Genomic DNA, 15044 nt, shown 5'->3' with positions numbered 1-15044 from the left:
TTTATTCCAAAACCGAATAGTCGCCTATGCTTATGCTAGTAAAATTCCCGTCAAAACTGGCGTGATTTCCAATCATTGCATTATCTAAATTGGCATTTTTTATATGCGAATGGGTTTGTACCAGACTGTTTTTTATAGTACTGTTGATTACGTGAGTTCCTTTGCCTAAAGACACGTTTGGCCCTACTGTTGCATTGATCAAGATTACATCTTTACCAATATAGCATGGTGGAATAATTGTTGCGTTTTCTGTCTTGACATCATAATCAATCAAATGCTCGCCGTCATTATGCAAGAAGCCTAACATTCTGGAATTTGTTTCTACAGTCACATTTTTGTTTCCACAATCCATCCATTCATCCACTTTTCCTGGAACAAACTTCAACCCTTTCTCTTTCATATTCTCCAAGCCGTCAGTCAGTTGGTATTCTCCTCCTTTTACAACATTATTATCCAATAAATATTGCAATTCATTTCTTAAAGTTTCTCCCGATTTGAAGTAATAGATACCAATAATTGCCAAATCAGAAACAAACTCTTTTGGTTTTTCTACAAAATCAACAATCTGGTTTTGGTCATTGAGCTGCACAACACCAAAAGCACTCGGGTCTTCAACTTGTTTTACCCAGATTACGCTATCTGCTTCCGTATCCAATGTAAAATCAGCACGGAAAAGCGTATCTGCATAAGCTACAACTATAGGTCCGGTCATTGATTCTTTCGCACTCATGATAGCATGGGCTGTTCCTAAAGGCTGTTCCTGATAATAAATAGTGCCTTTGGCGCCAAGCTTTTCTGCTATTTCGATTAAATCAACTTCAACCTGCTTTCCAAAATCTTTATGGATAATAAAAGCTATTTCTTCTATTTCCTGATTGATCACGCCTGCAATATCTTCAACAAGCCTATGTACAATAGGTTTGCCCGCTATCGGAATCAATGGTTTTGGAACTGTTAATGTATGTGGTCTTAAGCGAGAGCCTCGTCCGGCCATTGGAACTATTATCTTCATATAGTTTTCGTGTTTTATTTTGAAGTTGGAAATCCAACCTTATTTGTTTTATTTATTTTACTCCTGTGCTTCCAAATCCGCCTTCTCCTCTTGATGTTTCAGACAGTTCTTCTGTTTCTAACCACACCGCTCTTTCGTGTTTGGCAATAATCAGCTGCGCTATCCTTTCGCCATTTTCGACTACAAAAGCTTCATTTGATAAATTTACTAAAATCACTCCAATCTCACCACGATAATCCGCATCGACTGTTCCCGGAGAATTAAGTACAGTTATTCCTTTTTTTGCAGCCAATCCGCTTCGTGGGCGTACTTGAGCTTCATAACCAATAGGCAATTCTATAAAAAGGCCGGTTTTTACGATGGCTCTTTCAAGCGGAGCTAAAGTAATTGGTTCAGAAAGATTGGCTCTCAGGTCCATTCCGGCAGAGGCTAATGTTTCATAATTCGGTAATGGATGCTGGGATTTGTTTATGATTTTAATTGTCATTGATAATAAGGTAAAAAATTTAATATGCTTAGGCTTTTCTTTTAATAATCTTGAGGATGGTTTCTTTTTCGTTGTAATATATGAAATACATGAATGCAATCAACATTGGGATTCCTATCCAATAATTTTCTCTATATCCATAAAAATAAATGAATGAAAAAAGAATGGAGATCACGAGATAGGCTCCTATCGCTTTTTTATCATAAGGAATCGGATAGTATTTGTTGCCCCAGATATAGGAAATAAACATCATGCTTCCATAGGCCGCTATGGTTGCAATTGCTGAACCATAATAGCTAAACGACGGAATGAGCAGGTAATTCAGCACCAATGTTATGATGGCACCGATAATGGAAATATAAGCTCCGATATGTGTCTGGTTGGTCAGCTTGTACCATACTGAAAGGTTGGTGTAGATTCCAAGGAAAAAATTAGCCAGTATAATTAACGGCACGACTCCCATAGCATCCCAGAATGACGAATCCCGAATCATGACTAATTTTAGGATATCAGCAAAAACAATAACCGCCAATGTCATCAAAGAGCCAAATATTACAAAGTATTTTGTAATTGTTGCATAGGTCTGTTTTGCATTTTCATTAGAAGCATGGCTAAAAAAGAAAGGTTCAATTCCTAAAGTATAGGCTGTACGGAACAGTACCATAAAAAGTCCCAGCTTATAACAAGCCGAATAAATCCCGACTTCTGCTTCGGCAATATCAGGCGGAAGCAAGTATTTCAATAATATCTTATCGAACTGGTCATTAATGGCAAAAGCAATACCGGCTATCATGATTGGAAATCCATATCGTAGCATCTTTTTCCACAGCTTGAAATCAAAATGCCAATGCACGTGCAGGTAATTTGGCAAAAACACCAATAGTGTCAGCAAGCTTGCTACAATATTGGAAACAAAAATATATCCGACCTGGAAATCCTCAAAATACAACGAGCTTATAAAACTGTCCGGATTCTGTTGGGCTATTTTAGGAAGGTAAATCAGGAAGAAGAGATTCAGTCCTAAGTTTACGGCTACGTTTCCAATCTTTACTGCTGCATAAAACATTGGCCTTTGTCGAGCCCGTAGTTTTGAGAAAGGAATAATTACTAAGGCATCAAGTACCAATATCCAGATTACATAGGTTACATATTGTACGTCAACATCAATAAACCCTGAGATTGAAGTCCTGAAAAGGAGTGCAAGTACTAAGAAAAGAATACTTGTCCAAAAAATAGAAACGGTTGATGTTTCCACAACTGTTTTTTTATCATCTTCCGTATTATAGAATCTGAAAAAAGAAGTTTCCATTCCATATGCTAGGATGACGTTAAAGAAAATCAGGTAGGCAAAAATAATATTGACTTGCCCATATTCTGCTTTAGGCAGCAGTTCCGTATAAAGCGGTACCAAAAAAAAGCTAAACATTCTTGGCACAACTGTAGCAAGTCCGTAAATAGCTGTCTGCTTGAAAAGGTTTTTATATAAGCTCAAAATAGGTTTCGTCAATTTTATTTAACAAAAATAGCTAATTCTTTGATTTCAGAGTCATTTTAAAATCCTTATAAGCATATTTTATTTGAATTTTCTTTAAATAAAAAAGCCAACATGAGGTTAGATTCAAAAAAATATATCTTTGTCAAAATTATCAGACTTTTCACGTGAAAAAACATCTCCTCCTTTACACTTTACTGCTGTCAGTTCAATTATTTGCTCAGAATTATCCAGAGGCTAAAAAAGTTCCAGTCCTTTTTTCAAAACATCATTTTTCGTTTCAGGATGATTATTCCTGGATGGAAAAAACGGACTCTAAAGAAACTAAAGCCTGGGTAAATTCAGAAAATGAACTTACTAATTCACACTTGGAAGGAATTAAGAAAAACTATTCGAGTCTTTCTAAAATAAAAGAATATGATTTCCTGTCGACATATGCGATTCCAGTCAAAAAAGGAAAGTACTTTTTTGCAAGCTATAGAATTGATAAAGACAAACCTGCTTATCTTTTTTACAAAAAGAACCTGAACGATGATCCTGTTGAGCTTATAAATCCGTCAAAGATTTTTAATAACAATAATGTTAGCATTAATGGCTATTACCCTTCCAAAAGTTCCAAATTACTTGCCTTTTCTGTTAGTAATGATGGAAGCGACATGCGTGAAATCCGATTTGTTAATTTGGATAACCGAAAAAATCTGGATGACAAGCTAACGAATGTCAGATATTCTAACCTTGCCTGGAATAAAGATGAGGGTGTTTTTTACAAGAGAAACCGAAATACAGACCGTTTTGCAGTTGACACAACCTATCAGCTGTATTATCATAAAATTGGAGCTATACAAGACAATGATAAACTGGTTTATGATACAAGTGATACAAAAAGTTATTTTACTTTTTTTACGGCCGAAGATAAACTTTTTGTTATTGAACAAAATGAAGATGAAACGCAGGTAAAATATTTTTATGCCACTTTGAGTGACGAGTCCTTAACGTTTACAAGAATTTTTGAGAATATCGACGACAGCTTTGATTTTTTAAACTATGTCAATGGACGTGTTTATTTTTCAACTTCAAAATTTGGTTGGGGAGAAGTTCGTTCCTTTGATTTAAATGGCAATGATGAAAAAGTTATTGTCCCTCAAATCTATGCCAATCTTTTAGTCGGCACTTTTTTCTATAAGGATTATATCATTGCAAAATACAAAACGGTTGGATCAAACTATATGTCGATTTATGATTATGAAGGAAAGTTTATCCGCAAATTTGAGGCCCCAATGGGAATGAATTTCAGAATCAATTATTTAGAAGCTGAGACCAAAAACCTGTATGTTACTTTCTTTTCTTACACCATTTCAAATCATAATTACAAGCTAAATATTGAAACCGGCAAACACAATCCTTACTTTAATGATTTCAATCAGCCTAAGCCCTCTCTATTCCCTTTTGATTATTTTGAAACTAAAGCAATTACCTATAAAAGCAGAGATAATAAGGATGTTCCTATTACAATAATCTATAAAAAAGGAACTAAGCTAGATGGAAATAATCCAACCTTATTGGAAGCTTATGGCGGTTTTGGAGCTGTCTCCGGACCTCATTATGATACTGGATTGCTTTATTTTTTAGAAAAGGGAGGCGTTTATGCTTATGCTGAGATACGTGGAGGCGGTGAAAAAGGCATCAAATGGCATACTGAAGGAAAAGGACTAAAGAAAATTAATACGTTCAATGATTTTATTGATGCTGCCGAATATCTGATTAAAGAAAACTATACCAATCCGAGTAAACTAGCAATTACTGGCGGATCTCAGGGAGGTTTGCTAGTAGGTGTTGCCATGACTAAAAGACCGGATTTGTTTAAAGTCGCAATCCCAAAAGTCGGGGTATTTGATATGGCAAAATTTGATTTGTATACGGTTGGAAAAAGACATTTAGACGAATACGGAAATCCTAATATTGAAGCAGAATTTAATTCGCTTCTGAGTTATTCTCCTTATCACAATATAAAAGAGGATGTCAATTATCCAACAACATTGATTATCACTTCAGAAAATGATGATCGGGTTCCACCTTTGCATTCGTATAAGTTTGCTGCCCGATTGCAAAACAGAAGTGCTCAAAAAAATCCAATTTATTTAAAAACATTATCAAATTCGGGACATTCCGGCAAATCTACTTATCAAGGTCAAACCGAAGAAGAAGCTTCTTTCTACAATTTCTTATTGTATCACCTAAACAATTAATCACGAAAATCTATTTATACAAAAAAGGCAGAGAAATTACTTTCTCTGCCTTTTTTGTATTATCAAATTAGTTATTATTCTTTAACCAATTTGAAATTGTGCTGTCCGCCTTCAGCAAATAATTTCACTACATAAGTTCCTGCAGAAAGTTTGCTGATATTCAATTGGAAATCTGACTGTCCTGCCTTTTGCGATAGAACTTCTTGTCCTAAAAGGTTATAAACCTTAACATCTTGTATGTCTGATTTATATTTTACGTTTAATACGTCTTTTGCAGGATTAGGATATACAGCCAAAGAATTCAAATCGAAAGAATTTACGCTTAATGCTCCTACATTTACCGTAAAGTCTAATGCTTGTCCGAATGAATCACTAATTTCTTCAAATTCTACATCTTCAGCAGTAATACCGCATGGTGTAGGATATAATACAAAACCCTCTGTTTCAGCTGTAAAAACTTTGATAACACGGATACGTGTATTTCCAGTAGTTGCTGTCGTAGGAACAAGGATCGATTTTGAAGCAATAGCACCGTCATTTCCATCAGTATCGGTTAGCTTTCCGATATAATAATATTCACCGGCATCATTTAAAACACCATTCTGGTTCCAATCAATATAAGCAATATATTCATTGTCATAATCTCCATATGAATCCCCTTGTACTTGTATCGTATAAGATTGCCCAGGCGTAACGTTTGCAATCGTAGAAATATGATTTAAAAGCACTGTTTCGTCATCACTATTCGTGATAGATGCGCCAGCAAAACTTACTGAAGTTATTTCTTCTACCGCAAAAACATCTATTATGTCACAATATGGGTTAGGAAAAGTTTGAGCATATGCTCCAGCCCCAAAAAGAGCCAATAAAAAAGTAATTTTTTTCATGATATAATTATTTGATTACCACGAATATAAAAAAAGGCCAGCTAATGCTGGCCTTTTCTTTTAAAAAAATGCTTTTTTATGCTTTCAAAGCTTCGGCTCCACCAACAATCTCTAAGATTTCGTTAGTAATAGCAGCCTGACGTGCTTTGTTGTATGTCAACTTCAATTGGTTTCTCAATTCTGTTGCGTTATCAGTTGCTTTGTGCATCGCTGTCATACGAGCTCCGTGCTCTGAAGCGAAAGAGTCTCTGATTGCTTTATACAATTGCGTTTTTAACGAACGTGGAATTAATTCTTCAACGATTTGTTCTTTTGATGGTTCAAAAAGGTAATCTACCTGATTTTTGCTTTCTGCCTTTACCGGAACAATTGGCAAAAATTGTTCAGTAATGATAACCTGAGTTGCAGCATTCTTGAATTGGTTATAAACTAATTCAATCTTGTCATAACTTCCGTCAGCATATAGCTTCATCAATTCTTCTGCAATTTCAGCAACATTATGGAAAGTCAAATCATCAAATACACCATTGTTATTTATAACTACGTTATTTGTCTTTCTGACAATGTCGTTACCTTTTTTACCGATAGTAACAAAATCAACCTTCTTTCCTGCATAGTTTTGTAAAAGGTTTTTAGTTTCTTTTACAACGTTCGAATTGAATGCGCCACACAAACCTCTGTTTGATGTAATTGCAACAATAAGAACTTTATTTACAGGTCTTTGGTCAGAATATTTTCCACCGCTTTCTCCATCAAGCGAAGCGCTTACATTTTGCAGCAATTCGGTTAATTTTTCAGCATAAGGACGCATCGCCGTAATGGCATCTTGCGCTTTCTTAAGCTTTGCAGCAGAAACCATTTTCATCGCTGATGTAATCTGCATCGTTGATGAAACGGAAGTAATTCTATTACGGATTTCCTTTAAGTTTGCCATTTTTTATTAGTCTAAAAGTCCCAAGTCATAAAGACAAAAGTTTAGTGAAATGCCTATTTGGCTTTCGACTTTTGTCTTTAAGACATTTGACTAATTTTAGTTATATTTCGCTGATACTTCTTTAGCTACGTTCTCGATAACATCAGTAATCTTGTCATCAAGTTTTCCAGCTTTCAAAGCATCAAGAGTATCTCTATGTTTGTTGTTCATGAATTCCAAGAAATCTTTCTCGAATTCTTTTACTTTATTAACAGGAACATTTCTCAATAAGTTTTTAGAACCTGCATAGATAATAGCAACCTGATCTTCAACAGTGTAAGGATCGTTCAAACCTTGTTTCAAGATTTCAACGTTTCTTCTACCTTTTTCAATTACGTTTAAAGTAACAGCATCCAAATCAGAACCAAATTTAGCGAACGCTTCCAATTCACGGAATTGTGCCTGATCCAATTTTAATGTACCTGATACTTTTTTCATTGATTTGATCTGTGCATTACCTCCAACACGAGATACAGAGATACCTACGTTAATCGCTGGACGAACCCCAGAGTTGAACAAGTCAGACTCCAAGAAAATTTGTCCATCTGTAATCGAGATTACGTTTGTTGGGATATATGCAGAAACGTCACCCGCTTGTGTTTCAATGATTGGCAAAGCAGTCAATGAACCACCACCTTTTACGATTGGCTTCAATGAATCTGGCAAATCGTTCATGTTTTTAGCGATGTCATCGTTATTGATAACTTTACAAGCTCTTTCTAACAATCTTGAGTGAAGGTAGAAAACGTCTCCAGGGTAAGCCTCACGTCCTGGTGGTCTTCTCAAAAGAAGAGAAACCTCACGGTAAGCTACTGCTTGCTTAGACAAATCATCATAAACAATCAATGCTGGACGACCAGAGTCTCTGAAGTATTCACCGATAGCAGCACCTGCGAAAGGAGCATAAACTTGCATCGGAGCTGGATCAGAAGCATTAGCAGCTACAATGATTGTATAAGCCATTGCGCCTTTTTCTTCTAATGTTTTTGCAATTCCTGCTACAGTCGAAGCTTTTTGTCCGATTGCAACATATATACAGAATACAGGCTGACCTGCATCATAAAATTCTTTTTGGTTCAGGATGGTATCAATACAAACTGTAGATTTACCAGTCTGACGGTCACCAATTACAAGCTCTCTTTGTCCACGTCCAACCGGGATCATCGCATCGATAGCTTTTACACCTGTTTGTAATGGTTCAGTTACTGGCTGACGGAAGATAACTCCAGGAGCTTTTCTTTCCAATGGCATCTCATATAGTGTTCCACCGATAGGTCCTTTACCATCAATTGGCTGACCTAAAGTGTTTACTACACGTCCTACCATTTCTTCACCCACTTTAAGCGAAGCAATACGTTGTGTTCTTTTTGCTGTAGAACCTTCTTTGATTCCTGTTGATGGTCCTAAAAGAACGACACCCACATTATCTTCTTCCAAGTTCAAAACGATACCTTCCATACCGTTGTCAAATTCTACAAGCTCACCGTATTGAACATTTGAAAGCCCGTATACACGAGCAATACCATCTCCAACTTGAAGTACTGTTCCAACTTCTTCCAGCGTAGCACCAGATTCAAAACCTGATAATTGCTTTTTTAATATTGCTGAAATTTCAGCAGGTTTGATTTCCGCCATTTTGTTTTATAATTTATACACTTTTCGTGTGGTAAAACTAATTACTAAACTCTCTTTTTAAAACTTGTAATCTGTTGGCAATTGAAGCATTGTATTGCTTATCGCCTATTCTTAAGATAAATCCTCCAATAATAGATGGATCTACTATATTTTGAATTGTAATTTTCTTATCTGAAAATTCTTTGATTTTTTCTGAAACCTTTGCTTCCAAAGCTGAATCCATTGGAATGGCTGTAGTAACTTTTGCTACTTCAAGTCCATTCATTTCATCAAACTGGATTTTATATTGCGAAGCAATATCTGTAAGGATTTCAAATCTTTTGTTTTCAAACAACAAGTGGAAAAGACCTTTGGTCACTCCATTTACATTTGAGAAAACTTCTGTCAGGGCCGCTTCTTTAACACCAACTCCGATAGTAGGGTTTTGAATAAAAGTATTCAACTCTTCATTATCAGCTACTGTTGATGCAATCGAAGTCATATCATTATAGACATCTTGCGCTGCGCCATTGGTTAACGCCAAATCTAAAATTGCTTTTGCGTATCGGATTGCTGCTCTAGTTCCTGACATATTAGTTTAATTTTACGTCACCTAACATTTTCTCAACCAATTTAGTTTGAGCTTCTTTGTTAGACAATTCCTCTTTCAATAATTTCTCAGCAATGTCAAGAGACAATGATGAAACTTGAGATTTTAATTCAGCCATAGCTGCATTTTTCTCAGCTTCGATAGCAGCTTTTGCCTGCTCGATCATTCTTTCTCCTTGAATTTGTGCTTCGTGTTTAGAATCTGCAATCATTTTATCTTTCATTTCACGAGCTTCTTTCAATAGAACGTCACGTTCCATACGAGCTTCATGCAAGATACGCTCATTGTCTGCAGTAAGATTCTGCATTTCCTTACGCGCTGCTTCAGCAGATGCCAATGCATTGTTGATAGATTCTTCACGTCCTTTTACAGCCCCTAAAATAGGCTTCCAAGCGAATTTTCTTAAAAGAATAAAGAAAATTACGAAGATAATCGTTGTCCAAAAAACTAAACTCTCTGGTGCAGTAGGATTCATAAACTTATATATTTATTTAATTTGTTTGTCGTTTTTAAAAAAGCTCCCTGAAACCAACCGTTGCAGGAAGCTTTATTTACTTTAAATTACTTTGCAATTAATGCAACTACTACTGCGAAAAGAGCAACACCTTCGATAAGTGCAGCTGCGATAATCATAGCAGTTTGAATTTTTGAAGTAGCTTCTGGCTGACGAGCAATAGCATCCATTGCAGATCCACCAATTTTTCCAATACCAATACCTGCACCAATTGCAGCTAATCCAGCACCGATTCCAGCTAATACCATAGTAATAAATTTATATAGTTAATAATTAATAAAACTCAAATTAATGATGATCGTGCTCTTCTACAGCCTGACCAATAAACAATGCTGACAACAATGTGAAAACATAAGCCTGCAATGCAGCAACCAATAATTCCAAAACACTCATGAACAATACGAAAGCACCAGAAACCGGAGACATCGCAGCTGTTTTAAAGATGAATATCAAAGAAACCAAACTCAAGATGATGATGTGACCCGCAGTAATGTTTGCGAATAAACGAATCATCAAGGCGAAAGGTTTTGTAAGCATACCGATGATTTCAATCGGAACCATAATAGGATATAATGCTTTTGGAACCGGTGGAAGCAAAATGTGTTTCCAGTAATATTTGTTTCCGCTTAGCGTAGTTACTATAAAAGTAATCAATGCCATTACGAAAGTAAAGTATATGTTTCCTGTCAAGTTAGAGCTGAATGGGAAGAATGGAATTAAACCGATAAGGTTGTTGATCCAGATAAAGAAGAATATCGTCAAAAGATATGGCATGTATTTCGCATATTTTTTGTGACCGATATTTGGAATTGCAATGTCGTCTCTTACAAAAGTAACCAGCGGCTCCAAGAAACCTGCCAATCCTTTAGGCGCCATCTTGTTTTTCTTGTACGAACGTGCTACAGCAGAGAACAACAAGAAAAGAACGATTGCCGACATTAACATTGAAAAGACATTCTTAGTGATTGAGAAGTCCAAAGGTCTTGCTTCAAAATTGAAAGCTCCTTTATCTTCTTCTGTCAGTTTTTCAAATTTATCTGCGTAAAAAATAACTTCATTGTAACGAACGAATTCTTGTCCGTTTGCAGACACTACATGGTGCCCTGTATTATCGTGGTGGAATTCTTTTGAAGAAAAAATCGTCAGTCCATTGCTAGTCCATAAAATAACAGGAAGGCTGAACGAAATTGGATGGCCATTCCAATCTGCAATATGGAAATCGTGAGAATCTCCAATGTGCGAATTAATCAAATCACTTGCATTAAACTCTTTCTCCTCGTGAGCATTTAATTCTTTGTGGCTTCCGTGTACCGGATTTGCCGCTTCAGTTTTAACATAAATACTATCAACCGTTGTACTACCGAAGCTTGCCAAGGGAATACACGCTAAAAAAGCAGACAGAATGAATTGGAGTGGTTTATTTGAAATTACCATTATTAAATTGTGTATCTAATTTTACGTTTCAAAAATTTTTGCAAAGGTACATATTTAATTCATACTTGAAAATATATCAATATAATTTTTAGTTATTTGGCATTTGAATAATAATTCTTTAATATTCAAAGCAATTACTGTTTGTTTATTAAACGAATTGCAAAAAAAGTTTCAAAAAAAAGGAATAGGAAATACGGGATAAAAAAGGCGGTAACATCGATTATTGGGTCGTTTACGTCAGCTTTTATCAGAGGGATAAGAAAAACTACAGCCGCCATCATCTTAATAACGCTTCCCGCAAGGAAAGCAAAACCGGTCTTATCCGAAAAATTTTTATTTACAAAAAGAAGAAAAAGATAAATCAAAAGCGTCGCTATGATATGAAATGTATAGATACTCCATACCTGGTAGAAGAATGTTGTATCCGGAAATAGCTTTTGAGTGATAAAAAATTGTGCAATAAAAAGGATTGCTGAAAAAGGAATAAAATACTTTAAGAAAGCGAAAAGCCTGTGCATTATTTGTTTAGATTTTTTACCTGCCGGATTACGTTATATAGTGCTATAAATACAGACAAAAGCGACAGAACAATTGTCCAGATTGAAGAATTATTAGAATATTTTTCGTCAAGCCACATTCCCAGATATGTGAAGGCAAAAATGATGACTCCCATCTGAAAGGGAATATTCATTAATGCTGCCCATTTGCTAAGCGATTTTTTCTTCTGGTCGTTGTTTTCCATCTCCTGGATTTAGGTTTTTCACATTGGCTTTCATCGTACAAGAAGCACTAAATTCAGCTCCAGGTTCAACAGACAGCTTTCCAACGATAACTTCTCCATAGATCTTTGCCTTGGCTTTCACATTAAGAATTTCCATGACTTCAATCTTGCCGTCAAATTTTCCTTCAATATCTGCATTTCTGCAAATAATATCGCCAATTACTTTTCCTGCCGGACCGATAACGATTTTTCCTTTTGACTGGAAGTTTCCTATCAGCTCTCCATCAAGCCTGAAATCGGCTTGGGAAATGATGTCACCTTTTATTATGGTTCCTTCAACAATTCTGTTGGTTTTCCCTAAAAGGTCTGTGTAGGATTTGGGATTCTTATCAAACATCTTTACGGCTTTTTGATTGTTAGGTATTCCGGAAGATTTTTCTTGATCTGAACAACCTTATAATTTTCGTTGGATATAATTATAGGAGTATCAGGAATCTTATAGTCTTTATAATCTTTCAGGATTGATGCAATGTCTTTTGCATTTTCTTCTGTTTTGATTCCGTGAATGGTCACAAAACTTTCATTTGCTGTGTAGACATCGAAAGACATCAAAAGTTTATCAACCGTTCTTTCAGAAACAAATTTCTTTATCTTATCCTGAAGTATTTTTGTGTTTTTTTCATCTGGATTTGGCCCTACTTTATATAGTATTTTCCAGCTTATCGGAATTTCTTTATCAAAAGCGATGGCTTCCAGTTGCGGAATATTAGTCGCTAAAAGGCTTTCTGCCTCTTTACCTTCTTTGCTATTCGGATAATTCAAAGCCACATAGTTTAATGCGCCTTTGTATTCTTCCAATCCTTTTAGTTTTCCAGTTGTATTGGCTTTAAGTAATTCTATTTTTGGTATGATATCTTCTCCGGCATACAGTTCGATAAGCGTTTCGCTTTCTTTCATGACAGCCTGATATTGGCCTGCTTCGTAGAGCTTAAACAACTTATTATATGCCGCATCTGGCGTATCATTGGATTTAGCCATATCTGAAGGCGATGTTTCTAAAATAGTAGCATAACGGGAATCCGGATATTGTGAAAGGATTCTCTGTCTCATTGCTTCAGCCTTTTGTTTGTCGGTTACTTCGTAAATTTTGAACAGATTATACATCGAAGGCAAAATCAGTCTTTCTTCCGGATCGTTTTGCAATAATTTTTCCAACCTACCTGTAGCCAGTTCATATCTCTTGAATTTGTCTTTATAAATAAGACCTAATTGATAGTAGGCAAAGTTTCTTTCTTTAGCAAGACTGTCAATTACTTTCTTGTCAGTAGGCAATTGTTTCAGGTAATAATCAACCGTATACCTTACATCGATTTTGTCTTCTTTTTTAGTCTCACCTTCTTCATTTGAGGCTACGCTTTCATCAGTAGCGTCATCGCCAAATCCGATCTTGCTTTTTCCTTGAGACAATCTCCAGTTATCTTTTAATGGTCTATTTCCCCAGTTCTTACGGAATTCATTTTTTCCATAGGCTACTGTAGCTGGATTATAGTAATAAAAATTAGAGGCTCCTATAGGACTTCCTACTCCCGGAGGTGCCATACTATTCATGTCCATTGCGTCAGCCACTGCTGCCTGTTTGCTAGCAAATTTCGCCGATCTCTTTGCCATCTCTTCATCAGTCCCTCCTGATTCTTTCGTTGAAATAGCTGTTCCAGGCTGACTATTATTTACCGCTAAAGCTGCTGCTTTCTTAGCTTTTTCTTCGTCTTCTTTTTTCAAACGTGTTATCACATCTTCAAAAAAGCTTTTTTTGCCATCGTCAGATAAGGAAACAACATGAAGTATACTATCGTTTGTTTTGGCAATGCCTTCATACTTGATAACATCAACCAAATTTTCTCTTTTCTTTTTGATTGCCTTATATTCTCTGGTTCTGTTATCCATACGAACCAACGTACTGTCATAATATTGGCCCGCTACAGAATATTTGGCGTCATTGAAATGGATTTCAGCCAGATTTCTGTAATTCGAAGCAATTTGGTAATTGTCCTGAGAATTGGACTTCAATGATTTATTGTAATATTTTTTGGCAATATTATCTTTTTCAAGATTGTCGTAGAACAATCCCATTTGATGATTAATTACATCCAGATAAGGTCTGTTTTCACGGTCTTCAAGCAAGTCTTTGTATTTTTCTACAAAGGCCAAAGTATCACCTGATTTGAAATCAAAATAGCGTGCTTGCTTGGCATGAGCCTGAATCACATAACGGCGAGGCGCTCTTCTTTTCATATCAATCACAGATTGATAGGCTACCATTGCACTGTCTTTCTTATTCTCGCTATCGTACAGCTGTCCCAGGATAAAATGATATCTTGCTTTTTCTTCGTTTTCTCGGGTATATTCAATAGCCAACTTTAACCTTGATATAGCACTGTCTTTTTCTTCAACATTCAGATAAGCTTGTGCCAGAGTAGCATTAGCATCAGCAAAAATTTGGTCTTTGAATTTTATTTCCTGCAAAAGTTTGCGAAGGTTTTTTACCGCCAATGCGTCATTTTCCATACGCATGTTGGTTTTTTCTCTCCAGATTTTTGCTTCATAAATTTTATCGCTGTTCGGATACTTGTATAAGATATAGTTGAAAGCTTCTAAAGCAGGTACAAATCGTTGGTCGTAATAACGTGCCTTTCCTAACAAAAGGTGTGCTTCATCAATTTGCGGGTTTTTTTCTCCTCCTTCAATATACATTGAGTGTTTCTGGATGGCTTTGTTGGCTTTGGTTTCCGCACGTTCGAAATTTGGATTCTTTTTATCGCCAGGAAGCATTGTTTCCTGAGTTGCTTGCATCCTTTCTACCGGAAGTATTTCCCAGAAATTATCTTTGTATTGCGCTTTCAGTTCGTTTATTCCGGCCTGAAGAGCAATGTTGCCATTATACAAAATGTTGTATTCTGTGCTGAGGGCGTGCATGTTCCTGTTAACAAAATTGTTTTTCTTGGTAGAGCAGGCTACCAAAAATGCAAAAAAGCAAAACAGAATGACGTATTTAAG

15 protein-coding genes are annotated in these 15044 nt (G+C 36.0%); 1 reads left to right on the top strand and 14 read right to left on the bottom strand.

What is annotated here, in order from left to right:
* Position 1 precedes the first annotated feature (1 nt).
* From FJA49_RS03705 to FJA49_RS03695, 3 genes are read right to left on the bottom strand one after another with little or no spacing between them, the layout of a single operon-like run.
* On the bottom strand, positions 2-1012 hold the full coding sequence (locus tag FJA49_RS03705) for a sugar phosphate nucleotidyltransferase (protein ID WP_139998982.1): 1011 nt from the start codon (positions 1010-1012) through the stop codon (positions 2-4).
* A 52-nt stretch (positions 1013-1064) separates the two neighbouring features.
* Positions 1065-1499, bottom strand: a complete 435-nt coding sequence (gene dut / locus FJA49_RS03700; RefSeq protein ID WP_139998980.1) for a dUTP diphosphatase — start codon at positions 1497-1499, stop codon at positions 1065-1067.
* A 28-nt stretch (positions 1500-1527) separates the two neighbouring features.
* The gene (locus tag FJA49_RS03695) at positions 1528-2991 is read right to left on the bottom strand and encodes a lipopolysaccharide biosynthesis protein (RefSeq protein ID WP_139998978.1); all 1464 of its coding nucleotides are present in this window, start codon (positions 2989-2991) and stop codon (positions 1528-1530) included.
* A 167-nt stretch (positions 2992-3158) separates the two neighbouring features.
* Here FJA49_RS03695 and FJA49_RS03690 point away from each other — a divergent pair, with 167 nt between their 5' ends.
* Positions 3159-5237: a prolyl oligopeptidase family serine peptidase gene (locus tag FJA49_RS03690; protein ID WP_139998976.1), complete on the top strand. Its 2079-nt coding sequence runs from the start codon at positions 3159-3161 to the stop codon at positions 5235-5237.
* Between the two features lie 74 nt (positions 5238-5311).
* Here the strand turns inward: FJA49_RS03690 and FJA49_RS03685 are convergent, their stop codons facing one another.
* The 11 genes from FJA49_RS03685 to porW all read right to left on the bottom strand — a co-directional run bounded on the left by FJA49_RS03685 (position 5312) and on the right by porW (position 15008).
* Positions 5312-6124, bottom strand: coding sequence for a T9SS type A sorting domain-containing protein (locus FJA49_RS03685; protein ID WP_139998974.1), 813 nt, complete (start codon positions 6122-6124; stop codon positions 5312-5314).
* Between the two features lie 76 nt (positions 6125-6200).
* Positions 6201-7058, bottom strand: a complete 858-nt coding sequence (gene atpG / locus FJA49_RS03680; protein ID WP_139998971.1) for an ATP synthase F1 subunit gamma — start codon at positions 7056-7058, stop codon at positions 6201-6203.
* Between the two features lie 96 nt (positions 7059-7154).
* Positions 7155-8732, bottom strand: a complete 1578-nt coding sequence (gene atpA / locus FJA49_RS03675) for a F0F1 ATP synthase subunit alpha (protein WP_139998969.1) — start codon at positions 8730-8732, stop codon at positions 7155-7157.
* Between the two features lie 37 nt (positions 8733-8769).
* Positions 8770-9303, bottom strand: coding sequence for an ATP synthase F1 subunit delta (atpH, locus tag FJA49_RS03670; protein WP_139998967.1), 534 nt, complete (start codon positions 9301-9303; stop codon positions 8770-8772).
* Position 9304: 1 nt separating this feature from the next.
* Complete coding sequence (locus FJA49_RS03665; protein WP_139998965.1) at positions 9305-9796, bottom strand: F0F1 ATP synthase subunit B; 492 nt, start codon at positions 9794-9796, stop codon at positions 9305-9307.
* A gap of 86 nt (positions 9797-9882) precedes the next feature.
* Entirely contained in the window at positions 9883-10083 is a 201-nt protein-coding gene (atpE, locus tag FJA49_RS03660) for an ATP synthase F0 subunit C (protein ID WP_044401428.1), read from the bottom strand.
* Positions 10084-10123: 40 nt separating this feature from the next.
* A complete protein-coding gene (gene atpB, locus FJA49_RS03655; RefSeq protein ID WP_139998963.1) occupies positions 10124-11269 on the bottom strand; it encodes a F0F1 ATP synthase subunit A in 1146 nt (381 codons plus the stop codon).
* Positions 11270-11403: 134 nt separating this feature from the next.
* A complete protein-coding gene (locus FJA49_RS03650; RefSeq protein WP_233590063.1) occupies positions 11404-11787 on the bottom strand; it encodes a hypothetical protein in 384 nt (127 codons plus the stop codon).
* Positions 11787-12011 carry an AtpZ/AtpI family protein gene (locus FJA49_RS03645; RefSeq protein ID WP_139998959.1) on the bottom strand — a complete coding sequence of 75 codons (225 nt, stop codon included), beginning with the start codon at positions 12009-12011 and terminating at the stop codon, positions 11787-11789. Before FJA49_RS03645 ends, FJA49_RS03650 begins: the two co-directional genes overlap by 1 nt.
* Positions 11977-12387 carry a bactofilin family protein gene (locus FJA49_RS03640; protein WP_056067197.1) on the bottom strand — a complete coding sequence of 137 codons (411 nt, stop codon included), beginning with the start codon at positions 12385-12387 and terminating at the stop codon, positions 11977-11979. Before FJA49_RS03640 ends, FJA49_RS03645 begins: the two co-directional genes overlap by 35 nt.
* Before the next feature lie 2 nt (positions 12388-12389).
* Complete coding sequence (gene porW / locus FJA49_RS03635; RefSeq protein ID WP_449404268.1) at positions 12390-15008, bottom strand: type IX secretion system periplasmic lipoprotein PorW/SprE; 2619 nt, start codon at positions 15006-15008, stop codon at positions 12390-12392.
* Positions 15009-15044 lie beyond the last annotated feature (36 nt).

Source organism: Flavobacterium microcysteis, assembly GCF_006385255.1.
In the GTDB taxonomy this organism is placed as follows: domain Bacteria; phylum Bacteroidota; class Bacteroidia; order Flavobacteriales; family Flavobacteriaceae; genus Flavobacterium; species Flavobacterium microcysteis.
Note: the sequence above shows the minus strand (reverse complement) of the source record. Positions and strands in the feature narration are given on the sequence as shown.

Coding starts and splice junctions, on each gene's coding strand:
- dut (WP_139998980.1), bottom strand. CDS start 1,499: ATGACAATTAAAATCATAAACAAATCCCAGCATCCATTACCGAATTAT.
- FJA49_RS03705 (WP_139998982.1), bottom strand. CDS start 1,012: ATGAAGATAATAGTTCCAATGGCCGGACGAGGCTCTCGCTTAAGACCA.
- atpG (WP_139998971.1), bottom strand. CDS start 7,058: ATGGCAAACTTAAAGGAAATCCGTAATAGAATTACTTCCGTTTCATCA.
- FJA49_RS03640 (WP_056067197.1), bottom strand. CDS start 12,387: ATGTTTGATAAGAATCCCAAATCCTACACAGACCTTTTAGGGAAAACC.
- atpH (WP_139998967.1), bottom strand. CDS start 9,303: ATGTCAGGAACTAGAGCAGCAATCCGATACGCAAAAGCAATTTTAGAT.
- FJA49_RS03665 (WP_139998965.1), bottom strand. CDS start 9,796: ATGAATCCTACTGCACCAGAGAGTTTAGTTTTTTGGACAACGATTATC.
- FJA49_RS03645 (WP_139998959.1), bottom strand. CDS start 12,011: ATGGAAAACAACGACCAGAAGAAAAAATCGCTTAGCAAATGGGCAGCA.
- atpA (WP_139998969.1), bottom strand. CDS start 8,732: ATGGCGGAAATCAAACCTGCTGAAATTTCAGCAATATTAAAAAAGCAA.
- atpE (WP_044401428.1), bottom strand. CDS start 10,083: ATGGTATTAGCTGGAATCGGTGCTGGATTAGCTGCAATTGGTGCAGGT.
- atpB (WP_139998963.1), bottom strand. CDS start 11,269: ATGGTAATTTCAAATAAACCACTCCAATTCATTCTGTCTGCTTTTTTA.
- FJA49_RS03685 (WP_139998974.1), bottom strand. CDS start 6,124: ATGAAAAAAATTACTTTTTTATTGGCTCTTTTTGGGGCTGGAGCATAT.
- FJA49_RS03650 (WP_233590063.1), bottom strand. CDS start 11,787: ATGCACAGGCTTTTCGCTTTCTTAAAGTATTTTATTCCTTTTTCAGCA.